Source organism: Acidipropionibacterium jensenii (genome assembly GCF_005890135.1).
GTDB lineage: Bacteria > Actinomycetota > Actinomycetes > Propionibacteriales > Propionibacteriaceae > Acidipropionibacterium > Acidipropionibacterium jensenii.
The window spans coordinates 2,518,341-2,542,367 of record NZ_CP040635.1 but is presented as its reverse complement, the minus strand read 5'-3'; the positions used below and the strand labels follow the sequence as shown (position 1 = coordinate 2,542,367).

At 68.2% G+C, this 24,027-nt stretch carries 25 protein-coding genes; 18 read left to right on the top strand and 7 right to left on the bottom strand.

Features of this window, described 5'->3' with window-relative positions; genetic code table 11:
• Positions 1-119 precede the first annotated feature (119 nt).
• The 9 genes from FEZ32_RS11405 to FEZ32_RS11370 all read left to right on the top strand — a co-directional run bounded on the left by FEZ32_RS11405 (position 120) and on the right by FEZ32_RS11370 (position 6,481).
• Positions 120-494 (top strand): hypothetical protein, encoded by a 375-nt coding sequence (locus tag FEZ32_RS11405; protein ID WP_138680632.1) that lies wholly within the window; start codon positions 120-122, stop codon positions 492-494.
• Between the two features lie 154 nt (positions 495-648).
• On the top strand, positions 649-1,119 hold the full coding sequence (locus FEZ32_RS11400) for a hypothetical protein (RefSeq protein ID WP_138680631.1): 471 nt from the start codon (positions 649-651) through the stop codon (positions 1,117-1,119).
• Positions 1,116-1,598 (top strand): hypothetical protein, encoded by a 483-nt coding sequence (locus tag FEZ32_RS11395; RefSeq protein ID WP_138680630.1) that lies wholly within the window; start codon positions 1,116-1,118, stop codon positions 1,596-1,598. The genes FEZ32_RS11400 and FEZ32_RS11395 overlap by 4 nt, the downstream gene beginning before the upstream one ends.
• 61 nt (positions 1,599-1,659) lie before the next feature.
• Positions 1,660-2,736 carry a hypothetical protein gene (locus FEZ32_RS11390; protein WP_138680629.1) on the top strand — a complete coding sequence of 359 codons (1,077 nt, stop codon included), beginning with the start codon at positions 1,660-1,662 and terminating at the stop codon, positions 2,734-2,736.
• A 1-nt stretch (position 2,737) separates the two neighbouring features.
• Complete coding sequence (locus tag FEZ32_RS11385; RefSeq protein ID WP_138680628.1) at positions 2,738-3,433, top strand: hypothetical protein; 696 nt, start codon at positions 2,738-2,740, stop codon at positions 3,431-3,433.
• A complete protein-coding gene (locus FEZ32_RS11380) occupies positions 3,430-3,666 on the top strand; it encodes a hypothetical protein (RefSeq protein WP_138680627.1) in 237 nt (78 codons plus the stop codon). The genes FEZ32_RS11385 and FEZ32_RS11380 overlap by 4 nt, the downstream gene beginning before the upstream one ends.
• On the top strand, positions 3,663-5,195 hold the full coding sequence (locus FEZ32_RS11375) for a hypothetical protein (RefSeq protein WP_175415784.1): 1,533 nt from the start codon (positions 3,663-3,665) through the stop codon (positions 5,193-5,195). The genes FEZ32_RS11380 and FEZ32_RS11375 overlap by 4 nt, the downstream gene beginning before the upstream one ends.
• Positions 5,192-5,608, top strand: coding sequence for a WhiB family transcriptional regulator (locus FEZ32_RS13575; protein WP_175415783.1), 417 nt, complete (start codon positions 5,192-5,194; stop codon positions 5,606-5,608). The genes FEZ32_RS11375 and FEZ32_RS13575 overlap by 4 nt, the downstream gene beginning before the upstream one ends.
• A gap of 459 nt (positions 5,609-6,067) precedes the next feature.
• Entirely contained in the window at positions 6,068-6,481 is a 414-nt protein-coding gene (locus tag FEZ32_RS11370) for a hypothetical protein (RefSeq protein ID WP_097798817.1), read from the top strand.
• 125 nt (positions 6,482-6,606) lie between these two features.
• Here the strand turns inward: FEZ32_RS11370 and FEZ32_RS11365 are convergent, their stop codons facing one another.
• On the bottom strand, positions 6,607-7,566 hold the full coding sequence (locus FEZ32_RS11365) for a helix-turn-helix domain-containing protein (RefSeq protein ID WP_138680626.1): 960 nt from the start codon (positions 7,564-7,566) through the stop codon (positions 6,607-6,609).
• A 443-nt stretch (positions 7,567-8,009) separates the two neighbouring features.
• Between FEZ32_RS11365 and FEZ32_RS11360 the strand changes: the two genes are divergently transcribed.
• On the top strand, positions 8,010-8,279 hold the full coding sequence (locus tag FEZ32_RS11360) for a hypothetical protein (protein WP_126412595.1): 270 nt from the start codon (positions 8,010-8,012) through the stop codon (positions 8,277-8,279).
• A gap of 34 nt (positions 8,280-8,313) precedes the next feature.
• Here the strand turns inward: FEZ32_RS11360 and FEZ32_RS11355 are convergent, their stop codons facing one another.
• Positions 8,314-9,156 carry a PhzF family phenazine biosynthesis protein gene (locus FEZ32_RS11355; RefSeq protein ID WP_028702493.1) on the bottom strand — a complete coding sequence of 281 codons (843 nt, stop codon included), beginning with the start codon at positions 9,154-9,156 and terminating at the stop codon, positions 8,314-8,316.
• A 161-nt stretch (positions 9,157-9,317) separates the two neighbouring features.
• On the opposite strand from FEZ32_RS11355, the gene FEZ32_RS14080 reads away from it, so the two are divergent.
• Positions 9,318-11,705, top strand: coding sequence for an AAA family ATPase (locus FEZ32_RS14080; RefSeq protein WP_138680625.1), 2,388 nt, complete (start codon positions 9,318-9,320; stop codon positions 11,703-11,705).
• Positions 11,706-11,928: 223 nt separating this feature from the next.
• On the opposite strand, the gene FEZ32_RS11345 is transcribed toward FEZ32_RS14080, so the two are convergent.
• Positions 11,929-12,936 (bottom strand): NADP-dependent oxidoreductase, encoded by a 1,008-nt coding sequence (locus tag FEZ32_RS11345; RefSeq protein ID WP_028702491.1) that lies wholly within the window; start codon positions 12,934-12,936, stop codon positions 11,929-11,931.
• A gap of 481 nt (positions 12,937-13,417) precedes the next feature.
• Between FEZ32_RS11345 and FEZ32_RS11340 the strand changes: the two genes are divergently transcribed.
• The 3 genes from FEZ32_RS11340 (at position 13,418) to FEZ32_RS11330 (ending at position 16,103) form a co-directional block, all read left to right on the top strand.
• Complete coding sequence (locus FEZ32_RS11340; RefSeq protein WP_175415782.1) at positions 13,418-14,347, top strand: HNH endonuclease; 930 nt, start codon at positions 13,418-13,420, stop codon at positions 14,345-14,347.
• 88 nt (positions 14,348-14,435) lie between these two features.
• Positions 14,436-15,140 (top strand): VIT1/CCC1 transporter family protein, encoded by a 705-nt coding sequence (locus tag FEZ32_RS11335; protein ID WP_036980902.1) that lies wholly within the window; start codon positions 14,436-14,438, stop codon positions 15,138-15,140.
• Between the two features lie 186 nt (positions 15,141-15,326).
• On the top strand, positions 15,327-16,103 hold the full coding sequence (locus FEZ32_RS11330) for a hypothetical protein (protein WP_138680623.1): 777 nt from the start codon (positions 15,327-15,329) through the stop codon (positions 16,101-16,103).
• Here the strand turns inward: FEZ32_RS11330 and FEZ32_RS11325 are convergent, their stop codons facing one another.
• A complete protein-coding gene (locus tag FEZ32_RS11325) occupies positions 16,104-17,909 on the bottom strand; it encodes a lipase family protein (RefSeq protein WP_028702488.1) in 1,806 nt (601 codons plus the stop codon). It lies immediately after the preceding gene.
• A gap of 123 nt (positions 17,910-18,032) precedes the next feature.
• Between FEZ32_RS11325 and FEZ32_RS11320 the strand changes: the two genes are divergently transcribed.
• Both FEZ32_RS11320 and FEZ32_RS11315 read left to right on the top strand, forming a co-directional pair.
• Positions 18,033-18,890, top strand: a complete 858-nt coding sequence (locus FEZ32_RS11320; protein WP_028702487.1) for a hypothetical protein — start codon at positions 18,033-18,035, stop codon at positions 18,888-18,890.
• Positions 18,891-18,941: 51 nt separating this feature from the next.
• Positions 18,942-20,606, top strand: a complete 1,665-nt coding sequence (locus tag FEZ32_RS11315) for an acetolactate synthase large subunit (RefSeq protein ID WP_028702486.1) — start codon at positions 18,942-18,944, stop codon at positions 20,604-20,606.
• Between the two features lie 46 nt (positions 20,607-20,652).
• On the opposite strand, the gene FEZ32_RS11310 is transcribed toward FEZ32_RS11315, so the two are convergent.
• The 3 genes from FEZ32_RS11310 to FEZ32_RS11300 form a co-directional block, all read right to left on the bottom strand.
• Positions 20,653-21,012: a VOC family protein gene (locus FEZ32_RS11310; RefSeq protein WP_028702485.1), complete on the bottom strand. Its 360-nt coding sequence runs from the start codon at positions 21,010-21,012 to the stop codon at positions 20,653-20,655.
• 76 nt (positions 21,013-21,088) lie between these two features.
• A complete protein-coding gene (gene rocD / locus FEZ32_RS11305; RefSeq protein ID WP_138680622.1) occupies positions 21,089-22,303 on the bottom strand; it encodes an ornithine--oxo-acid transaminase in 1,215 nt (404 codons plus the stop codon).
• A gap of 65 nt (positions 22,304-22,368) precedes the next feature.
• Positions 22,369-22,755, bottom strand: coding sequence for a hypothetical protein (locus FEZ32_RS11300; protein WP_138680621.1), 387 nt, complete (start codon positions 22,753-22,755; stop codon positions 22,369-22,371).
• 424 nt (positions 22,756-23,179) lie between these two features.
• Between FEZ32_RS11300 and FEZ32_RS11295 the strand changes: the two genes are divergently transcribed.
• The gene (locus FEZ32_RS11295) at positions 23,180-23,611 is read left to right on the top strand and encodes a thioredoxin family protein (RefSeq protein ID WP_036980897.1); all 432 of its coding nucleotides are present in this window, start codon (positions 23,180-23,182) and stop codon (positions 23,609-23,611) included.
• A gap of 40 nt (positions 23,612-23,651) precedes the next feature.
• Complete coding sequence (locus FEZ32_RS11290; RefSeq protein ID WP_244937864.1) at positions 23,652-24,023, top strand: DUF4395 family protein; 372 nt, start codon at positions 23,652-23,654, stop codon at positions 24,021-24,023.
• Positions 24,024-24,027 lie beyond the last annotated feature (4 nt).

The following is a 24,027-nucleotide window of genomic DNA, read 5'->3' as shown; positions in this document are numbered from 1 at the left end:
ACCCGATCACCTGTCCGCGAGGGACACCCCCGAAGATCTTCGCCGCCAACCTCTTGAACACCGTTCAATCGTGCGCGCGCGACTTCAGCTTCAACCCAACCCAAGAAGGAGATCCACTCATGCACAAGCCGTCTCGACAGATCCCGCTCCGAGACCCCCATGGTCCGGAGGCCCACGGCGTCGCCAGCGACCGCCAGTCGCGGATGGGCTGGGAGCACGCCCTGGCCACCGCCTGCCCGAAGCACCACGCCAAGCCCGGAGAGCCCTGCTGGAGGTTCCACAACGCCGAGGGGGCCGACCGGAGCGGACTCTGTGGCCAGCGCTGCCACGACGCCGGTCTGATCCCCCCTGCACCCCGCCCGGATCGCCGACGAGGACCTGTCGAGCACCCCGTCGCCGGTCCTGGCGAGCACCGCGATGCGCTCCCCTCGAAGGGCCGCCCGCGCCCCGATCTGGAGCGCCGTCTGGCCGACCTGCACCGGGTGGACCGGTGACCGCCCGGCAGCCCCGATCCGGGGCCCATTTGATCGACGGTCAGAACGAAACCGGCCGTTCGGCCTTGTCCGCGGGCCATCGGGCCGGCGGTGTCACAGAACGTGTCACAGCGAGGGCCCCAGAACGGCCCCTGAGCACCGAGGAGGCCCGATCATGACCGCACCGATCCGCCGAGGATTCATCGGCCCCGGCGCCCCGGCGACCCAGTTCCCCGACCCCCACGACACCGAGGGGATGTCCTCGGAGACGGCCGAGCAGCAGCGACGCCATCGGGAAGCCGCTGGGCTGCTCGGTCGCGCCGAAGGGCTGGCCGAGCGACTCCCCGAACCGAGGACGGCCGAGATCTCGACGAGCTCGACCGCGGGCCCCTCGAAGAAGGCCGAGGCCTCGACCGCCGAGAAGCCAGCCACCCGGTCGGACCCTGGCCCCTCGAAGGCTGCCGCGGCCTCGAGCCCGGCACCCGACGAGGACGTGGTCACGATCCCGCGCGACGAACACCGAGCCCTGCTCAAGGCCGCCGATCTGGTGCTCAAGGACGACGAGCAGCGGCAGCGCCAGCGCGTCGACGACCTGTACCGCGGCCGCCAGAGCTTCGCCCGCACCTACCACAGGAGGACGCGATGAACCCCATCGACACGCCGACATTCGCCCTATTCGACAGAAACCCCTCTGAGAGCCACGAGAAGGGCCCTAGGAGCGCCTCGCACCCCGGGGCCGGTGTAGTTGCACCCCCGACCGCTGACAGGCCCTCAGACGGCCGTACAGCGGCTGCCGATGTCCTGGTGGACGACCGGAGCGGCCATCGGTGGCGAGCCGTCGCCGGATACGAGCCGTACTACGTGATTCGTGATGATGGTCTGCTCCGGAGGCTGGACCGGCCCCGGAGGCACTCGGTCCGCGGCGCGATCTATCGCGGCGGGCTGGTGAGGCCCCGCCTAGCTAACGGCTGCTGGGCCTATCCGCTGAACTCGCCCGAGCAGCTCGATGTCCGCACCCGATCAGTCCGGAAGCTGGTCGCCGAGGCCTTCGGCGACAAGGCCGCCGACCGTGTCGACCCCGTCGCCCTCCGAAACCTAGTCGAAAAACTCGACAGGAAGATCTAGCGCGACACGCCGTCCAAACCGAAGATTTGCAATGTGCTATGCGACGAGAGGATTTATCGAGATGAGCACTGACCATTACGCGCTAAGCGATACCGAGGCGGGGGCTGTCAGATTCGCCCGGCTGCCCGATGACCGGATGGCCTGCTGCTGGTGTGGTGTCGGGCTCGACCCCGGGGCCGAGGAGGTACTCGCGGCCATGGTGCATCGGCCCGGTCTGGCCCCTGCACCGTCCTGGCGAGAACCATTCGGACTCTGCGATGACTGCACCCCGTGGTGGGGGTACTCCCGAGCCCTGGCCAGTCGGGACGACCTCCGCGCCGCCGGCCCTGCTGGTGCCGAACGGCTCGCCGAGCGCATCGCTGCTGTCTGCTGCCTGCTCGACGTCGACCCACCCAGCGCCGGCGCCGACCCCCTCGAGATGAGCGACTGGCTGGCCGCGGTCCGGGACACAGGAACCCCGTCCTGGTCGGCAGCGTGCACCTCACGAGGGGTGACTCAGTCCTGCTGCACCGAGCGGTGGGGATTCATCACCGATGAGGACCGGGCCCGTTATCGCGGCGTGCTGGCCGACGTCCTGGCGGAGCGCATCGCCCGGTCCGCGCCGGCGGTTCCCCTCGAGCCGCCGGAGATCAGGGCCAGCGGGCACGAGCTCGCCAAGCCCGGAGGCTGCCTGATCTGCGGAGTCGACACGGTCACCGTGACCGCCTCCGAGGTCCGCCGTGCCGGCGGCAGGGCACCGGCGGCCCGGCAGGTGTGGGCCCGTCTCGCCGTCGACGGGCCCCACGGCCAGCGGCTCACCGGGCACGTCTGCCCGGCATGTGAGGCCGCCATCGCCGCCAACAATCATGCGGTGGGGGCCACCGCGATAGATGCCGCCCTGGCCGCGCACCTTGGGCTGAACCCTGACCCGGTGCTCGCCGGAGATATCCGCCTGCGGGCGATGCCGTGGTGGGCCACCCACGATGAACCGGCCAGCACCACCCGGTGGGCTCACATCGGCGATGCTGGCCAGCTCGACGGCATCCGGGACCGGCTTGCCCGGGCCGGGCTGCGCCGCCTCGACGATGGCCAGCACGAGGACGACGGCGATCACCGCGGGCCCCGATACATACGCACCGACCCGGAGGAGGAGATCTGAGATGGCCGGACACAAGAACCGCGCGGCCAACCGCGCCGCCTATGAGAAGCGATGCCGCGAGCTGGGGGGACGGCGCCCGGCATCCGGCATCCCGGCCGGCGGGTCGAAGGGCCCCGGCCTGGGCGGCAAGTTCCCCGGCCATCGACCGCCGGTCGGTTGGGACTGGCTCACCCACGGCGCCAGCTCCCCACGTGTCGTCTCGCAGGTCGCCGACCAGCTCCGCGCCGAACTGCTGGAAGTCCGCCCCGATCTGGCCGACGCACAGTACGCCCCGGCGCTGGCGGCCTGGGCAACCGCCGAGGCCCGATGCCAGCTGCTCCGCAACTACTCCGACGATCACGGCCTGCTCGACTCCGACGGCGACCCGCTCAGCTACGTCAAGTTGTCCGAGCAGATGGAGGGGCGGGCGGCCAAGGCCCGCGCCACCCTAGGGCTCGACCCGCGATCCTCGGCAGCTCTGGCCCGCGAGCGGGCCGACGCCACCACCACGATGGTGTCCCTGGCCCAGCTGGCCGACGCCGGACGCGCCGCCCTCGACAGCCGGTCAACCCCACAGCTGGCCGGCCCCCTCGAAGGGGACCGGCCCGCCGGCGTCGCCCGCCTGGACCAGCACCTTGACGCTCCCCTCGATGAGGACCAGTCCGCTGGACGCCCTGGCCCCCTCGATGGTGACCACGACGAGGAGGCCGGGCGATGAGCACCATGTACGAGCGGCCCGAACCGGACGAGCCCATCGTGTTGAAGGTCGCCCGCGACGGCCGCCCCATCTACACCGCCCGGGTGCCCACACCGTCCCGGCATGTCGAGATCCGGTCCTGCCCCTCCCTCGACGAGGCCCGTCAGTTCGTATCCGCCATCCGGGAGGCCGTCGACGCAGGCCAGTTCGACCCGATGCCCGAGATCGACAACACCGAGGAGGTCGACCGATGAGCACCACCGATCCCGCCAAGCTGGACCCGGTAGCCCTGATGTCGTCGTTCGTGCTGGAGGACGGCCGCCGCTGGGGTGAGGCCGCCGAGCCCTGGCAGCTGGACGACGCCCGCGAGGTGCTCGCCCCAACAGGCCCGCGCCGATCCTTCCGACTCGCAGGCCGCGGCATGTCCAAGACGGGAGACACCGCCGCCGAGGTGCTGGCCCTGATGCTCACCGAGGCGCCGGCGCACTCCCGCTCCTACGTGTTCGCCGTCGACGCCGACCAAGCCGCCATCTTCGCCGACTCCGCGGCCGGATGGATCGACCGCACCCCCGGCCTGGCCGGCGCGTTCACCGTCGATGCCCGCACCATCACCGCCCGCGCCTCGGGCGCCACCCTGCGCATCGAGACCTCCGACGGCGCATCGGCGTTCGGGCTTCGCCCCTACATCACGGTCGCCGACGAGCTGCCCATGTGGCCTGCCACCACCAACCATCGCAAACTCTGGTCGGCCATCGCCTCCGGCGTCGCCAAGGTGCCCGGCGCCCGGCTGATCGTCACCGGCACAGGAGGCTCACCGGCCGGTCTGGGCGCCGAGATCTGGAAGCTGGCCTCCGACAACCCCGCCCACTGGCGCACCACCGTAAGGCCCGGCCCGTCACCGTGGTGGACCGCCGACGAGGTCGCCGCCACCCAAGCCTCCCTCACCGCCTCCGAATGGCGGCGCCTGATCCTCTGCGAGTTCGCCGAAGGAGACGACTCCCTCACCGACCCGGCCGCCGTCGCCGCCGCCATCCGCCCCGGCAGCCCGGTGCTCCCCTACAGCCCCGGCCGCCGCTACATCATCACCCTCGACATCGGCACCCGCCGGGACCTCACCGCGGTAGCGGTATCCCACACCGAGCGCACCGACGCCGGACGGGTCGTCGTCGTCGACCGGGTGATGAGCTGGCGGCCCTCGAAACAGTCCGGCGGACGGGTCGATCTGGACGAGGTGCAGCACACCATCGCCCGGCTGGCCCGCGAGTACCACGCACCCGTGCACTTCGACCGGATGCAGGCCGAACAGCTCACCTCGAACCTCACCCGCGCCGGCGTCGTCTGCCACGAATACGTGTTCAGCTCGGCAGGGGCGAACCGGCTCGCCCGGGCCCTGTACATCGCGCTGCGAGACCGGGCCCTGTCCCTGCCCGACGACCCCGAACTTGTCGACGGGTTCAACTCGACCCGCATGATCGAGACCACGCCGGGCACCGTGAAACTCCACAACCCCGCCGGCCACCACGACGACATCCCCACCGTCGTCGGCATGGCCGTCGCCCTGCTCACCGAGCGGCCCGACAGCGGCACCTCAGCCGCGCGGGTCCCCACCACCCGCAACCGGCCCGACCTGGACCGGCGGCCCACCCGCGTGGTCCTGGCGGCCACCCGACACCACCGCGCCGGACCCGACCCGGCCGACGCCCACACCGCGCTGCAAGGCCTGGCCGGACGCCCCGTCGTCCACCACCGCCGCAACCCCTTCGAGAGAGGACACAACCGATGACCCCCGACGAACTGAACCGATTCCTGAACGGCCACGACTCCGGAGCGAAAGGACGCCCAGACGCCCACAACTGGCCAAGGATGCACACCACCCCACCCGTGAGGATGCCCGTCGGCTTCATCACCGACAGAACCCATCGGGCGGCCCCCCAGCGCCGAGCGCTGCTCGACACCCTCGACGAGCTGGCCGCCCAACCGCCCTGCGCCTCCGACCCAGAAGCGTGGACCGGAGACCAGCTCGACGACCAGCAGGTGGAGGCCGCCTGCCACCGCTGCACCACCTGCCCCGTCCTCGACGAGTGCCGCGCCTATGCCGAAACACTGAAACCGTCGTGCGGAATCTGGGCAGGACGGCGCTACGGGAAGAAGGTCCCCTCGAAGGGGAAGAAGGTGCCCTCGAAGAAGGCCGCGTGAAACATCGCGTGATGTTTCACGTGAAACCCCCGTTCACATGTCACAGCGCGTGTCACAGACGGCCGAAAACAAGCCCGAATCAACCACCACACAAACCGAACAAACCCGCATGATTGGCCACTCACACCACCCACCAACCACCTATTAACCTGTCTGGGGGTCAAGGGGTCGCAGGTTCAAATCCTGTCAGCCCGACGATGTGATGTCTCAGGACATCGAGGACAGCCGGACCTACGTTTCCGTAGGTCCGGCTTTCTTGTTGCCCGGTTATGGGCCGGGTGGGTGTCCAGTGGGTTGATCGTTCCTGATCGTGTCGAGGATGAGCTCACGGAGGAGTCCGCCAGTGATGGTGCCGCGATGCGGATGTCAAGGTCCTGGATGTGGACCGTTCCCAGTGCGGTGGACACTCCGCACCGAGTGGCACGGCCTCGCACACAAGTGACGACAGGAGGAGAATTCGTGTCCGACGAGATTCTTCCATCCCTCACACTCTCGATCCTCCTCGCGTGTGCCATTGCGACCATAGTGTTGGTGATCTTCGACGCGGTTCGGCTGCGCGGCAGGAGGACTTGGCGTCCCAGAAGGATCAGTGCGGCAGTCTGTGTGACTCTGTCTGTGGTTACTCTTGCGTTTCTGTACGTCCCAACCCGCGCACCATCGACCGACGCCGAATGCATGTTCGACCCCGCGACGGAAGTGCTGGGCTTCCAAGGCTCCGACGAGGCCGTCCGCGAGGTGCCCGATGAGATTGACCGAACCAGCACTCGAGAGTGCGACACGGCCGCGCGGGAGCACGTCGCCATCTCATCGATAACGCTCGCCGGCAGCCTGATCAGTTACATCGTCGTCCGTAGGCGCGACCACACGGAGTGATGGAAGATTGCACGGTCCGATGATGCTTCAGCATGTTAGCCAGCATCGTCCCTCGGTGTGGTCAAACATGGGTGCGGTTTCGCGCGGGCTCCCGAGACGACTGTTGCTGTCTGAGCGAAGCTCGGTCAGTACGTCCAGCCCCTGTACGTGTTCCGATCGATGAACTCCAGGAGCGACTCACGCTTCAGATAACGCCGGTTGCCCACCTTTACCTGCTCGATGCCGCCTTGGGCGGCCAGCTGGCCCAGTTGGCTATAGCCGATACCGGTCGCTCGAGCCGCGTCGGCCAATGAGATCAGCAATGGTCCCTCGCGGTCGATCCGGAGCGGAGTGACGGTGCGCTTCTCTTCGACGCGAGTGACCTCGATCTCGGTGCCCACCGTCTTGTAGTTTGCGTACATCCGGTACGGATCCTCCTCCATCTGTGCGCGGATCTTCTCGGCGGCAGCCTCCTGGTCCGTGGCCGTGACGTACCTGGTCGCCATTTGCACGCGGGTGATCTTGACCTCGAACTTCATGTCGACCTCCTGCTTGTAGACAACGTCCTTGTTGAGCTTGAGCTTCTTCTGGACTGAGGCAGGCACATTGAAGCGCGGGTCCGCCGCCAGGATCCTGCGGACCACATCGGCATCCAAAGCCCCGCCGTTGGCGCTCACAACCACGCGAGTCTCTCTGCTCGACCGCCCGCGCCGCTTCCCAAGAGTCGTCTCCTTCGGCGCGCCAAGGTCCAGCTCGACGGTGTCGTGCGGCGGCTCTGGGAGGGGATAGCGCCGCAGCCGGAGACACTCAGCGGCCTTCTCGGTCCTCATGCCGGTCGCCCGCAGTCGGCAAACGTAACAGATGCGCTCGACTTCCGGGTCACTGTACAAACACCTTCCGCCACTGGTGCGGAACACTGGATCGATCAGTCCCAGACGTTCGCAGTAGCGCAATGTGTCGATGCTGATACTGGTCTGTCTGGAGACCTCGCTCACCGACCATTCCGGCACCGTCCTGGCGAGCGGCACGTCAAGACGCCGGGCCATCTCCGTCAAGTGGCCAACCGCACTGTCACTCACGTCCACCACCTCGCCATCTCTACTCACAACCGGAGTGTATTTTCTGGAGTGCACTCCAGATCAAGCCGGCTCAGGAGTTCGAGGGGACACGCCGCCCGACTCCGGGCTCTGCTGTTGTGGCACTGGCACCGGGCGAGAATCGTCGAGCTCTCCAAGCAATCAGCACGAGACGTTGGCAACCGGCAGTGCAACTCTCGGTCGATCGCCGCGCGATGGCCTGCCGGCCGGTCGGGCGGTGATCATCCAGCCATAGTTGGGGCACCGGCGCTCAGCGCACTCGAGAAGGTCAGGACGGCCAGTGCCGCGATGATCACAGAGCGTCGGTTCCAGCGGGAGGTCGCACTTACCAGCGGGAAGATCGTGACGACGATCGTTCCGGCCCAGATCGACACGAGCAGGCCTCCCTGTGCATCGCTGAGGCCAGTCCTTCGCTCAGTTGCGGAAGTATCGCGGTGGGCAGCATCTCTGTGGTGACCATCATGAAGGAGACGCCGGCGAGGACGATCAGCGATTTGGACCTGCAGGACGCGGCTGCCGCCGATCATCCAACCTGTCCCCGGACGGTCGCCGAGCTGTTGGCACGAGAGCTGAGCGGTCTTGAGGGCCGCATCCAGTGCCTGAGTCAGAGTCGTGACACGATCCGCGAGTTCCTCATCCGGACAGAGCAAGCGGCGTTGCTCTCGGAGGCTCGCGCGGGTGAGGGTGAGTCCGACGCGGGAACTCCGACCTTGCTCGAGTAGGGCACCGCACCTGCTCGAGAGTCGCGGGCGGCGTTCAGAACGCCACGGTTCCGCTGATGGCGACATGCGTGCGGCCGCCGACCCAGATGCCGCGCTCGTCCATATCAACCATGACTCGGCCCTGCCTGCCCAGAGCTGTGCCCTGCCGGGCGAGGTACGGCGCACAGAGGCGTCCAGCGTCCAGCAGCCACTGCGCCGCCGCCGCGTTGAGGCTTCCGGTGACCGGGTCCTCTCGAAGGGGGCTGTCCCCGTCGGTGAAGAACGCGCGCAGCTCGATCCGTGCCTCCTCGCCCGGGCGGGTAGGTCCGATCACCCCGATGTCCCACCGTCCCGGGTGGTGCGAGGAGTCGGGTTCGAGGGAGAGGACCGTCTCGGCGCTGTCGAGCAGCACGCCGACCCACCCCGGCCCTTTGTCCAGCCATTCGGCATCGACCACTGCGGCAGGGTCCACGCCGAGCACCTCGACCACTGCCTGCAGGAGTTCTGGGGCGACGGGTCCGGAACGCAGACGTGGCGGGGCTGCAAAAGCCAGCACCTCTCCGGTGACGCGGATCGGGACGAGACCAGCTCCGCACTGCTGAACGATCGTCTCGGGCCTGCGCGGAGTGCCGCCGACGTCGAGCCATGCTCGAGCCGTGCCCAGCGTGGGGTGCCCGGCGAAGGGCAGTTCAGTGCTGAGGCTGAAGATGCGAACCCGGTAGTCGGCCCCGGGGTCGGTGGGCGGGAGCACGAAGGTGCACTCGGAGAGATTCGACCAGACTGAGAACGCGCGCAACTGCTCGTCATCTAGTCCCTCAGCGCCCAGCACCACAGCGACAGGGTTTCCTGTGTACGGTCCCTCACCGAAGACGTCGATCTGACGGAAGATGGTGGCCACGTCCAGAGGTTAACAGGGCACTGTGCTGATCCTGATGTCCTTGGCGGAGCAACTCGTGGGGCATTGATCTGGTTGTTGCTGCGGAAACCTGTGCGGATAGAGTTCCAGCTGCGAGGACGAGGTGCGGAGAGCCTTCCTCGGACCGCAATGGGAGCACGCCAATGAGACGACACGCGGCACAGGAAGCAGCAGCGCCGACTTGGGCAGACGCCGCTGATCCGGGCCTCACCCTCACCCCTGAGTTCGTCTCCGGGCTCGAACTGCTCGACAGCGGCAGCAACATGTTTCTCACCGGCAAGGCCGGCACCGGCAAGTCGACGCTGATCCGGCTCTATCTGGAGCACACCGACCGGCGCACGGTCACCGTCGCCCCCACCGGAATCGCGGCGCTCAACGTCGACGGGTACACGATCCACCGGCTGTTCTCGTTCCCGAAGGATGTCAGCGAGCAGGATGTGCGTGGCAGCTCCTACTATCCGGGGCGGTTCGCGAAGACGCTGGGCGAGCTCGAGACACTCATCGTCGACGAGGCCTCCATGGTGCGCGCCGACCTGTTCGACGCCATGGTCGCGGCGCTGGAGCGTTTCGGCCCGCATCCGGGCGAGCCATTCGGTGGTGTGCAGCTGGTCCTGGTGGGCGATCTCTACCAGCTGCCTCCGGTGGTGACCGATGCCGAGGGCGCTTTCATCGACGAGGAGTTCGGAACGCCCTACTTCTTCTCCGGGCATTCCTTCACCCGCGAGGCATTTCCCACGGTCGAGCTCACCACGGTGTTCCGTCAGATCGGCGACGATCAGCTGGTCAGGCTGCTGAACGGGGTGCGCGAGGGTGCGCTGCTTGATGACGCCCGTGCCCAGCTCAACGCCCGGTCCGACCCAGACTTCGAACCCGATCCGGGTGAGTTCTGGCTGACCTTGGCAACCACGAACCGCATCGTGGGTGCGCGCAATCGCAGGATGCTGGAACTGCTGGGTGGCGAGACGAGGACATTCAACGCGACGGTGACCGGTGAGACCGACGGCTTCGAGCATCCTGCCGAGGACGTCCTGAAGCTGGCGGTCGGCGCCCAGGTCATGCTGCTGAACAACGAACCCGCCGGCCGGTGGGTCAACGGCAGCATCGGCCGCATCGAGAGCATTCGGAAGGACCAGTCCGGACCGGTCGTCGAGGTGCGGCTGCGCGACGGCGACCTGGTGGAGGTGCGCCGGCACGTCTGGGACATCACCCGGCCGGTGGTGCACGGCGACCGCCTGGTGCACCAGATCGTCGGCACCTTCGAGCAGCTGCCGATGAAGCTGGCCTGGGCGATCACCATTCACAAGAGCCAGGGCCAGACTCTCGATCACGTGGTCGTCGACCTCACCGGAGGGACATTCGCCAACGGTCAGCTCTATGTTGCGCTCAGCCGGTGCACCAGTCTGGATGGGCTCGTGCTGAAGCGTCCGGTGCTGCCGAAGGACCTGAAGACCGACGTGCGGGTGCGCCGGTTTCTCAATGCCGCATCCGATGCAGATGACGTGCATGGTCGGGGTAGGGCCTATGTCGCGGCCCTGTTCGTCGGCACCGAGGGCGACCGATATCGGCCCCGCCCGGTGGAGATCGCCGTGGCCACCGCAGGCGGCGACGGCGAGGAGGCGACGACCGTCGTCAACCCGACGATGGATCTCTACTCCGCCAAGACCGAGTACGGCATCACCACGCGGGACGTGCAGCTGGCCCCCCTGCTCACCGAGGCCTGGGCGGCACTGTCGCCGCTGCTCGCCGGGCGGACCCCGGTGGGGGTCGACATCGATCGCACTCTCGGGCTGATCGACTCGGAGCTCAAGCGCAACGGCATCGTGCAGAAGATGCCGCTCGGTGCGGAGCTGCCCGCAGATGCCCTCGCGGGTCCTGCTCGCGGCGGCGCGGATGGCTGCGCCGGGGCGACAGCGCTGACACTGGCCCGCCGGATGCGGGACGCGGGGGAGCGTCTGCTGCAGGAGCATCCCGATGCGCTCGCAGCGGCTGGTGTCTCGGCCTTTCCGGTCCCTGCCTGGGGGAGCGGCTATCTGCTCGCCCGCACGACCGGTGCCGGCGGATGCCGGGACGCGACGGGATTCACGGTGGGGGGCAACCTCTCGGCGCAGGACGATCCGGCCCAGGTGCTGGCGGATGCTCTGGCCGGCGCGTGGACGCGCGTCGTCGACCGGGACGCCGAGGTCGTCTCACGACTGCGTGACGCCGAACGCCACTTCGGCGTGCAGATTCTTCCCGACGGGTTCGAGGCGACCGGCCCGTTGGAGGCACGGGCGGTGCTTGTGCCGGGTGCCAGGGTCTGCTTCACCGGCGAGGTGGTCTCGCAACGCTACGGGGCGTTCGATCGTGGTGAGATGCAGCAGCTGGCGCTCGATCGTGGACTTGCCATCTCGGAGAACATGACGAAGACCAAGACCGATGTGCTGGTGGTCGCCCAGCGCGGCACGCAGTCGGGTAAGGCGAAAAAGGCGGCTCAGTGGGGCAAACCGGTGCTTCCGGCAGATGCGTTTCTTGAGTGGGCTCGAGGGCAGTGATGGTGCGGTGGCGGGTGAGGCTCCGGAGGGCCATGTGCACCAGATGGTTCCAGGGTTGGGACTCCATCTCCCAGACGAGGCAGAGGACCGTGTTGGCGTCCTCGGGGTCGGTGTCATCCAGTACAGCGGGAACTCCGGCACCTGGTAGGTCCATCCCCGCGCCCATGCGTGGGTTCTCGCGGTCTCGACTCCTCTCGTGGCGGCTCGCCGTGGAAAGACGAGGTCAGGCCGTGTGGTCCGGGCTGGTGACGACGGTCCTGCCACGCATGCCGCTCGTGCTCAGCGTCGCGAGTGCCGTCGCGGTCCGGTCGAAGGGGAAGGTCGCGCCGACCGTGGTGCGGATCACGCCGGCGTCGACCAGCTCCGCTATCCGGCGCAGCTGGTCTCCCGAGGCGTGCATGAGCAGGAACTCGTAGGAGACGCCGAGTCTTGCGGCCACAGCTCGGGTCCTGTAACTCATAGCCGAGATGGCAAGACGCACCACCGGGTTCAGTCCGGCAGCCCTGGCGAACGCAGGGGTGGGCGGCCCGGAGATCCCGACAGCCACTCCGCCGCGCTTCAGGACCCTGAATGACCTGGTGAGGTTCTCCCCTCCCAGGGAGTCCAGCACGAAGTCGTAGCCGGAGAGCTCGCGCACGAAGTCCTGGCTGCGGTAGTCGACGACCACATCGGCGCCGAGGCCCCGGACGACGTCCGCATTCCTGCCCGACACGGTGGTCGCCACCTCGGCACCGAGGTGCTTGGCGAGCTGGATCGCGATCGCACCCACTCCGCCCGCACCGGCATGGATGAGCACCTTCTTCCCGGCCGTCACACCACCCCTCTCCGTCAGGGCCTGCCACGCGGTGAGCGCGACCAGCGGCAGTGAGGCCGCCTCCACGGTGCTGACGGAGCGCGGAGAGGGGGCGAGGTCGGCCTCATCGACCGCGATCCTTTCAGCGAGGGTGCCGATGTGCAGGTCCCGAGGACGGCCGAAGACCCGGTCCCCGACGCTGAATCCGGTGACCTGCGGGCCGGTGCCGATGACGGTCCCGGCGAGCTCATGACCCAGGATGACCGGCGTCCTGTAGGGCAGGATCGCCTTGAACTCTCCTGCCCGGAGCCGTTCATCGATGTGGTTGAGACCCGCCGCCTCCACCTGGACCAGGACGTCCCGGTCCCCGACCACGGGCTCCGGGACATCGGCCTCGTGGACAGGCTGCCTGTAGCCGTCGAACACAAACGCTCTCATGGTGCTTCTCTCTCCTTGAATCCACTCGCGTGCTCCGGAGCCCGCAAGAAACGGCGGTTCCATCACGAGGGTCGCCCTCCCCGACCCCGGGCGACTCCCGACAAGGGTCGATGAACAGACTGCCCATCAATAACGGGGATCAACTAGTCAAAAACTCAGACAGGCCGGGCTCGTCCCGGCTGGGGGAAGGGACCACCATATGTTCTGCTACCAGTGCGAGCAGGCCGACCGATCCGGCCCGATTCCGGGCCGCCCTGTTCCATGGCCGGTTCGCGCGGGGGGCCTGAGAGGCGGCACCGTCCTCGGCGCCGCGACCTGGCCGTCCCGGTCCAGAACCTTGGGTGTAGCCTCCATCTGCTTCGGTTTCTCCCGATACCGAGGGTATTGAGTCTCGATCACGGCGTCGATGTTGACGGACACGTCGAAGAATGGGTTCTGAGTGGTCATGTCGCTTCCTGAAGCATCCATCACGATCATTGTGGTGCTCGCTCTCCTCCCGATCATCTACTACGGAACCCTGCCGATCCGCGCCTACTCCTACTTCCGGGGAAAGACCTTCCTGGACCGGCGATCAAAAGTGGCGCAGCTGGTGTCCGAGTACAACGACACCGCCAAGTACGTCGTCTCCGTGAGACGCAGACAGACATTCGAGATCGGCGAGACGACGAAAGACACCTACTCCTACCCCACCCGCGACGAGTGCCAGGTGTTCCGGGTGGATCCTCCCCGCGACGGTGCCCTCGGATACGGCATGAAGCAGCTGGTGAACTGTTCGCGCAGCATCGTGGACGGCGTCGCCCACGACCCGGTGAAGTACCTCACGAAGTACAAGTACTCCGGTTTCAGAGCCGACCGGATGGGACTGTTCACGCTCAGCAGGCTGCGCGACGACCTCGGCGTCCTCGAGTATGCGACACATATCCTCGCGCGCGACGAGGAGAAGATCCTGACGTCGATGGGCGTTCCCCGCTACATCATGAAGCACTTCACACCGACCCTCATCGGCAAACTGGGAATCGTCCCGCAGTACTGCGACCTGCCCTATCCCGTCTTCGTCTTCGAGTACCGCAGCCCCGCAGGTCGCAGCCTGGACAGAGCAACGGTCACCCTCAACACGGCCCTGTTGGACAGTCTCATCTCCGAGGTGTCGAGACGGATCCAGACGGGCCGGAGCGCCGCCGAGGAGCGCTCCAGAATGACGCAGAAACTGCGGGACCAGATCAAGCGCCGCGACGACTACACCTGCCAGATCTGCGGAGTCTCCCAGCACACCAGTCCCAACCTTCTTCTCGAGGTGGACCACATCATTCCGGTCTCACGAGGGGGACACTCCGTGCCGGAGAACCTGCAGACGCTGTGCTGGCGATGCAACCGCAGGAAGTCCAACAAGGTGCTCACCGGCGTCCGCTGACCGGGGAGTCCCTGCGCGGCACCCACCCGGGATAGCGTGATCCCGCGCGGCCGGGCAGCCGCCAGGACCGACCCACCAAGGAGCGAGCGTGACAGAGTCCGTGCCGCGGGCACCGAGACGGTGGCGCTGGGCCGCATCCGACGACGGCGAGGCGCGCACCTGGTTCGCGATAGCCAATGACGGGATCATCGCCACCGCGGGCATCCTCGAGGGATTCGCCGGAGCCGGGGCCGGCGACCAGGTGCTCCTGACCGCCGCGGCCACCGCCACCATCGCGGGGATGCTCAGTGTCGGCGGAGCCGAGTGGGCCGAGGCCTCCGCCGAGCGCGACTCGCAGTTGAGAGCCAGCGAGGACGAGCAGCGCGAGATCCAGGACAACCCCGAGGCCGAGGCCCGGGAACTCACCACCTACTACCTGGACAAGGGGCTGACTCCCGAGGTGGCCGAGGAGGTCTCACGCCAGCTGATGGCACGCGATCCACTCAGCGTCCAACTTGAGACCGAGTACGGGATCAGGGAGATCCGCAGCACCGCGTCGACCCTGCGGGCGGGGGTGGGCGCCGGGCTGGTGCACGCGGTCGGCGCCCTCATCCCGCTGCTGATCTCCTTCTTCTTCCCGTCGCGGATGGAATCCCTGGCGATCGTCGCGGCGGTGGTCATCTCCCTGACCATCACCTCCGTCCTCAGCGCCCGCCTGGGCCGGACCCATCTGAGGCGCACCCTTCTCCGATCCCTCGGTGTGGGTCTGGCCACGATGGCCATCAGCTACCTGGTCGGACTCCTGGTGCTGTGACCCCGCGCTGCGGGCCACCGATCGCCCCTGGCGTGAACCAGATGGGAGGTACAATCCGCGAACCGGTGACTCTCAACGACATGAGATCACCCCTTGGGCGCTGTCAGGGCCGCGCACCAGTCCCGGTCGACGAAACTCTCCCGAGATGACCCCGCCAGGGGTACCGATGCGACGACAGGCAATGCGATGAGCGTCTTCAGGTCCACTCGTTTCGATGACAACTCCACGCTGGCAGAGATCCGCGACGATCCCGACACCGGGACCAGGAAGCTCCAGAGGGAGAGCGACCCCAAGGCCGTGGCGGCCGTCCAGAATGCCCTCTACGACCTGCACTGGGCGCAGAGATTCCCCCAGGAGAACCACTACCCGAGCCGCCTCAGGTTCGTCGACGGCGACTTCGGTCCGGTCACCGCGGCATCGGCCCTGGCACTCAAGACCCGCTACAACATCCACTTTCCGCCCGACGATCCGAGGGGCGTCCTGGACGGCTTCGTCGGACCGCGCACCCTGGACCGAATCGACCGCCAGATCTCCCACCGCGACGACATGCGCGTCGTCATCATCTCCAAGGCCGGTGCCCTCCAGGACGCCGACGCACCGGTGAGGCTCTTCGACGAGGGGGAGGAGCCCCCGCCCCTGACCCCATGGCTGGGAACCGGCCCCTACCTGTACTGGTGGACCAACTGGGACGACCCGACCGGCACGGTGACCGGACTGATCGTCGCCGGTGCGGCCGATGACGTCTTCGAGGTGCACGGGCCGATCCTCCAGACCTGGTGGCAGGCGCAGGGGGCCGGCGGGCCCTTCGGACCTGCCACCAGCGATGTCGAGCCCGACGGCTCCGGCGGGTTCCGCAGCACCTTCGTCAACGGGTCGATCAGCGTCGACCCATCCGCAACGGTCACCGTCAAGCTGGGCCCGGTCGCCTACCAGCCTCCCGGCGACGATGCCGTCTTCGCCTGACTATCGGCAGTTCGACGCCTTCGCCGTTCCGGCGAAGGCCTGCCGCGTCCAACCCACCAGGTCGGCCGGGAAGGGGGACCCGGCGGCCAGGATGCCCATGTGGGTGCGCCCCGGATACTCCCGGAAGTAGATCGGCTGGCCGGCCGCGCACCGGTCGGCGACGAACCGGCGCTGCAGGGAGATCGGGATCACCTCGTCCGCGGTTCCCTGGGCGATGAACACCTTGCCCTGGAAGGGGCCCGAGGCCAGGTTCTGCCTGAGTCGGTCGGCCAGCGCGCCCTCTCCCAGGTCGGCGGAGAACACCGGCCGGTCGTGGGAGACGGCCGACAGGCTCAGCACGCTGACCAGGATGTCTGGTGAGCTCGCGCAGCGCCTCGCCGCCTGGTCGACCAGCACCGACGCCGCCGGGTTCTGGTACTGCTCCAGGCTGATGTCGGGATAGATCCGGGTGTAGGAGGCCGCCACATAGGCGGTGACGATGTTCGACAGGCTGGATCCGGAGGCCAGCACCTTGCGTGCGAGGTCGTAGGGGTCGCTGGCGGGGGAGAAGGCCGCGGTCGCGGTGATCGGCACGTCTGGGGCGTAGCGGGCGGCGATCTTGGCGGTCCACAGCGCGGCATGTCCTCCCTGGGAGTGGCCCCAGACCACGGTCCGGCGGGTCAGCGGTGTGAGCTCTCGGGCGGCGCGAACGGCATCCAGGGTGGATCGGGCCTCCGACTGCCCCACAAGGTAGGGATAGCGGCCCTCGGCGCCCTGGCCGGTGTAGTCGGTGGCGACGACCGTCCAGCCGTTGGCGAAGACCTGCTTCATCGCCGGGATCGCGGCCTCGGTGAGGGCGCTTCCGCCCAGGCTGATGGCGCAGTTGCGGGCGATGCCGATCGTCCCGTGCGCGATGGCGACCACCGGGTGGGGCCCGCTGCCCGGCGCCGACGGGATCGCCACGATGCCGCTGGCCACCGCAGGGCTGCCGTCGGCATTGGTGGTGGTGTAGAGAATCCGCCAGGCGGTGACGCCGTCCGGGACGTCGGTGGTGTAGCGCTGGCTGCGGATCAGGACGCCCGGATCGGCAGGCAGGCTCGCCGGAGTCCGGTAGAAGTCGGTGAGTTCCGGTGTGCCGGAGCGCAGTCTGAGGCTGCCGAGGAGGCCGCCGGCTGCCAGGGCCACCACCAGCACCGCGGCGATGACGCGCAGGACCGGTCTGAGAGCCGCTGGGCGCCGCGGGAACCGGGGTCTCTGACCCGGTGCGATGGCCCGCGCCACCAGCGTGATGCCGCCGACCACCGTTCGGACCGCGAAGGCCGCCCCGGCCAGCACCAGGGCGAGATCGGGCCACCAGGCCGCGACCACGCCCAGTGCGATCGCCGAGACGCCGAGCGATCCGGCCAGCACCCGGGCGGTGGGGGAGGAGGATCGATGCAGCGCCGCCCTGGCGCGCACCAGGCCCCAGCAGATCAGCGCGGCGACCAGCACGATGGGCAGAATCGCCATCGTCTGGCGAAGCAGCACCACGACGGCGACGCCGAGGAGGACCGAGGCCACCGAGACCGCAGGACCGATCCAGGCGGGCCGGCTCGCCCTTGCGGCACGGCGATCCGCCGATCCGGCGTCCCGGCGCCGACCGAGAAGATCCAGGACGCCGGTGAGTGCCAGGCTGACCGCCGCCCACAGGCACAGCACGGCTGCGGAGGACAGCGGTCGCGGCACGAGCAGGATCCCGAGCGCCAGCACCACGGCACCGGCCGCTCCCAACAGCCAGCGCGGCGCCAGGTTCACCAGTCGGCCCGGACCATCCCACAAGAGGTTCACCCCGCGAGCCTAGTGATCGCCCCCCGGATCCTGCCTCGGGCCGATCGAACCCCGCACTGGCGCGGTGATCCGTCCAGGTGCGAGATTGTCCCTGCCACTGTTCCCACAGCCAGGAGTCCTCCGATGCAGCGCCCTACATCGTGGAACACCGCCGGGTCGATCGCGGGCGCGGTGCTCGGCCTGGCCGTGGGGGTTTCTCTGGCCATCGGGGCGGTGGTCGGCGGAAGAGCCCTCGGGACTGCGGCGGGAATAGGGCTGGCGGTGGCGGCGTCCCTGGCTGTCACCGTGATTCCCTACGTGGCGGCCAGCAGAACCGACCACGCGGCAGTTCTCGGCCAGTTCCTCCGGCGGTTCATGATCGGCGTCAATGCCGGGATGAACACCGTCCTGGCCGGCGTGGTCCTGACCCCGGTGATCGGTGTGATCCTGGGACTTGTCACCCTGCTCGCCGCCGTCGACGCGATGGCCCTCAGTCCGAGATACCAGCGCGTGCTGGGATGGGCCAGTTGGCTGATGCCGATGTCGTGGGGAGCGACCGCACTCGGTGCCGCGTTCTGCCTGGTGAGCCTCGCGGCGGCGGGTGCAATCCTCCACCGATGGTCCAGAGCCAGGATCCTCAGGATTGTCCTGGACCCGACGGTGGGTGCCCTGGTGATCCACGGCGGCCTCATCCACGGCCCCACCGCATTCGACATGGGCAACATCGTCTTCGTGAACCCGGGCTACATCGACGAGTCCTCGCCGGACACCACCTGTGATGCCGTGGTGGCCCACGAGACCGGCCACACGCTGGCCGTCGCCGCCTTCGGACCGGCCTTCGGGCTGTTCGACCTCATCTACGAGAACCTGCTGGGGGCAGGAGCCCGGGACTACGGGGAGAGGATCGCCGAGAGCCACGCCAATTGTCCCGGGCGGTCCACGGTGCCGATGTGGGGACTGCCCGAGTCCGTCCTGGACTGTTCGCCATCGCTTCGGGCGTAGTTGCCGCCGATGACCGGGACAATGACGAGCCGATGGGGGAGGATGTCGGTTGTGAACACAGACCGCACTGTCGCCCGCCTGATCACCGAGTGCCTCCGACAGGAGGGTGTGGAGGTCGTCTTCGGTATTCCCGGCGAGGAGAACATCCAGCTCGTCCAGGAGATCCACGACGACCCCAGCATCCGGTTCGTGCTGGTCCGCCACGAGCAGGGCGCCTCCTTCATGGCCGACGTCTACGGCCGTCTCACCGGCCGGGCGGGGGTGTGCACCGCCACCCTGGGCCCGGGCGCCATCAACCTGCTGCTGGGGGTTACCGACGCCACCACCGACTCGGTTCCGGTGGTCGCGATCTCGGCCCAGGTGGGTCTCAACCGGATCTACAAGGAGTCCCACCAGATCGTCGATCTGGAGACGATGTTCGCTCCGGTGACCAAGTGGTCGGCGACCATTCAGCGTCCCGAGGCGGTGCCCGAGATGCTTCGCAAGGCCTTCGATCTGGCCCAGGCCGAGCGGCCGGGGGCCACCTATATCGCCGTCCCCCAGGACGTCGAGTCCGAGATCGCCGACGCCTCCCTGGTGCCCCTGGTCTCCCGGCCGACGCACCACGCGCTGCCCGACCCGGCCCAGATCGATGCCGCGATACAGGCCCTCCAGACCGCCCACTCGCCCATCGTCCTCGCCGGGCACGGAGTCGCCCGGTCCCACGCCGAGGTTCCGCTGCGCGAACTGGTCGAGACCCTCAACCTGCCGCTGGCCACCACCTTCCAGGCCAAGGGGGTACTGCCCGACTCCCACCCCAATGCGCTGGGAGTGGTGGGGTTCATGCGCCACGACTACGAGAACTTCGCCTTCGACAAGGCCGACGTCATCCTCGCCGTGGGCTATGAGCTCCAAGAGTTCGCCCCGGCCCGCATCAACCCGACCGGTGACAAGACGATCGTCCACGTCAACTGCTTCGCCCAGGACGAGGACGCCGACTACCAGATCTCGGTGAACATCGAGGCCGACGTCGCCGAGTCCCTCCGTGCTCTCACCGAGGCGGCGCGGGATGCCGGCCTGCGCCCCTTCAACTTCCCGCACGCCCCCATTCGCAGGCTGCTCCACGATGAGTTGCAGCGCGGAGCCGAGGACGACTCCTTCCCCATGAAGCCGCAGCGGGTGGTCCACGAGATCCGCTCGGCACTGGGCGATGAGGACATCGTGCTGGTCGACACCGGGGCCATCAAGATGTGGATGGCTCGGCTCTACCCGACCGAGGATCCGGAGACCTGCGTCATCTCCAACGGCCTGTCGACGATGGCCTGGACACTGCCGGGGGCGCTCGGGGCGGCCCTGGCGGTGCCCGACCGCAAGGTCCTGGCGGCGATGGGCGACGGCGCCTTCCTGATGAACTCCCAGGAGATCGAGACCGCGGTGCGCGAGCAGATCCCGCTGGTGGCCCTGGTGTGGATCGACGACGCCTACGGCCTCATCAAGTGGAAGATGGACATGGAGCTGGGACGCCACGAGGAGGTCGACTTCACCAACCCCGACCTGGTGGCCTATGCGCACTCGTTCGGTGCTCAGGGACACCTCATCACCGCCGCCGACGAGCTCGCGCCCACCCTGCGCGCGGCGCTGGACGACGGCGGGGTGCACGTCATCGCCTGCCCGGTGGACTACAGCGAGAACCTGGCCCTCACCGACCGGCTGGGGGAGCTGACCGTCCAGCTCTGAACGGTCCCGCCGGCACCCGCGGCGGGTCCGCCCGGGTGTCTCCGGATCAGCTGACGTCGCCCTCGTACAACCCGATGTGGTTGCCGTCCGGGTCGGTGATCAGTGCCCACCAGCTCTTCTCGTCGATCGGGCTCCTCGGCGTGACGACGGTGGCTCCCGCGGCGGTGGCCTTCTCCAGCGTCTCGTCGATGGAGTCGACCTCGACGAAGGAGCGCGGCTCGGTGAAGTCCTCGGTGCACGGGGTGAGCGCCCCGCCCGAGATCTTGTTGGGGGCCTGCCACATGGGGTAGGTCTCGAATCCGGGAATCGTGGCGATCTTCCATCCGAACAGGTCGGAGTAGAACGTCGTCGCCCGGGCGAAGTCGGAGACCGGAATCTCGACGTGGGTGATGTCTCCGTGAGCCATCTCAACCTCCAGTGGTTGTGTCAGCGGTTGACGCGAGATTCTGCCCGTCCTGGGGTCACCCCGGCCCGGACCGGGATCATGACAGCTCGGCCAGGACCTCTCTCAGCTGGTCGATCGCCCAGTCGATCTCCTCGGCGGTGATCACCAGCGGGGGAGCCAGACGGATCGTCGAGCCATGGGTCTCCTTGGCCAGCACTCCGCGCTCGGCCAGCAGTTCGCAGACCCGGTGTCCGGTCGCCAGGTCCGGATCGATGTCGACCCCGGCCCACATGCCGCGCACCCGCACCGACTGCACCCCGGCGCCCACCAGCTCCTCGAGACGCCGACCCAGCACCGCTCCCAGCTCGCGCGCCCGCGACTGGTACTCGCCGGTCTCCAACAGGTCGACCACGGCGATGCCGACGGCCGCGGCCAACGGGTTGCCGCCGAAGGTCGAGCCGTGCTCCCCGGGTCTGAGCACCCCGAGCACCGAGGACTCCCCGACCACCGCACTGACCGGGACGATCCCTCCACCCAGCGCCTTGCCGAGCAGGTAGAGGTCCGGACGCACCCCGGCGTTGTCGCACTCGAAGGTGGCGCCGGTGCGTCCCAGCCCCGACTGGATCTCGTCGGCGATGAACAGCACCCCGTGCTCGGTGGTCAGTCGGCGCACCTGGGCCAGGTAGCCCTCCGGAGGCAGGATGACGCCGGCCTCGCCCTGGATCGGTTCGATGAGGACGGCGACCGTCTCGGGGGTGATCGCCGCGGCCAGCGCCTCGGCGTCCCCGTAGGGGACGGTGTCGAAACCGGGGGTGAAGGGTCCGAAACCGTCCCGGGCGCTCGGATCGCTCGAGAATCCGACGATGGTGGTGGTGCGGCCGTGGAAGTTGTTGGCGGCGACGATGATCCTGGCCCGGTCGGTCGGCACCCCCTTGACCCGGTAGCCCCAGGCCCTGGCCACCTTGATCGCCGACTCCACCGCCTCGGCGCCGGTGTTCATCGGGAGCACCATCTGGGTGCCCGCCAGTGTGGCGAGGCGCTCCATGAACTCGCCCAGCCGGTCGTTGTGGAAGGCGCGACTGGTGAGGGTGAGGCGGTCGAGCTGGGCGTGGGCCGCGGCGACCAGTGCGGGGTGGCGGTGACCGAAGTTGAGCGCCGAGTAGGCAGCCAGACAGTCCAGGTACCTGCGGCCCTCGACATCGAGGACCCAGGCTCCCTGTCCCGAGGCGATCACCACCGGCAACGGCTGATAGTTGTGAGCTCCAAAACGCTCGGTCTGCCTGATGCAGGCCGAGGCGGAATCAGTGGCCATGCCCTCAAGGCTACGTGCCACCGGCCCCTGCCGGGCCGGACCCCGGGGACCCGGCCCGGAGCCGGTCAGCCCGCGCGTCGGGAGACCTGGTGCTGCCCGACCAGGAGCATCACGATGGCGACGGCGGTCAGTGCCGCGCCCACGGCGGCCATCGGGACGGCATTGCTCGGTGCGTCGGGGATGAAGAACAGCGGGATCGCCATCAGTGTCGCCAGCAGTCGTGTCACCACGACCAGCCAGGTTCCCCGTCCGAGGCCGCGCCACGACCAGCCGCAGCCGATCAGGGTGCCGACCGCGAACACGATGGTGAGCACGACGACGAGGACCGGCGGGGTCGTCAGCCCGACGACCAGCTTGCCGACGATGTCGAGAGCAGCCAGGGCCAGGGCCAGCACGGTCCCGGAGCGCAGCATGCTGGAGGGGTGAGATGTGGAGACGGTCTGAGCAGTCATGGGAGGGGCTCCTGCCTTGATTGTGTGCCTTCGGCCCCGGATCTGCGAGGCTGACTCCATCCTCCTGAGATCGCGGTGTCGCCGGCACCGGGGCGGCACGGGACCGAGGTCCGTGGCAGCACGGAGATGGACCCGAACGGATCCCGTATTTCAAGACGCAGTATCGCTATTCGATACTTTCGACGGCGAGAACCGCGTCATTGCGTCATTCCTGAGTTCTGCATAGATCATTTCTTCCGGCACCTGTACTGTGCCGGACATGACTGAGCAGCAGGGCTACACGATGGCGGCACCGTCCATCATCCGCGCCTGTTGTCGAATGCGCTGACCCGCACACCGCCGCGCCGTCGGGGCTCCCTGTTGAAGGGTTGAGATCCCTGCTGTTGCACCTTCTTCTCGCTCGATCCCGCTCGGGAGACCAGTCATGTCTGTACCCATTGCGCTGGCCGTGGTGGCCCTTCTGGTGGCTACGTCGGCCCTGCTGGCCGTCATCCTCGCCCGCCACCGCGGAAGGGGCCGCAGGGTGCGCGGTCCTCAGCAGCTTCCCATCCCTGCGGTGGCCGACCGGCTCGGCCAGGTCGCAACCCTCGTGCAGTTCGGCACCGAGATCTGTGCCCCCTGCCGAGCCGCGTCCCGACTCCTCGCGCAGTTCAGTGCCCAGCATCCCGGCGTCCAGCACATCGAACTCGACACGGCCGCCCACCCGGACCTGGCGCGGCGTCTCAACATTCTCAGCGCCCCCACCGTCTTCCTGCTCGACACCTCCGGGCAGATCCGAGTGAGGTTCTCAGGACCTCCCACGACATCCGAACTCACACGTCACCTCGAGGCCGTCACGCACCCCGAAGGAGCCTGAACTGTCCACTGAACCACAGCACACGCCCACTCCCGGAACCGTGACGAGTGCGACGGCCGCGCACCGCAGCCAGATCGACGTGCGGGCCCCACGCTTCGGCGCCGCGATCATGAGCCTCCTGCTCGCCGTGGAGATCGTGCTCGCCCTGATCGGGGCCACCGCGGCCGCGCTCATCCTGCTCGCCGCGATCGTGGCGATCTTCGCCCTGGGGGCCCTGGACTCACCCCTGCACCCCTGGAGCGCCCTGTTCCGCACCATCCGACCACGGCTCGCCCCGACCACCGAGACCGAGGACGCCGCCCTGGCCTTCATCGCGACCTTCCTCAACGCCGCCATCGGTCTGTGCCTCGGCTGCCAGATCCACGGACTTCTGGTGAGGGCCGGAGTCATTCACCGCACGGCAGGAGCCTGAGTGC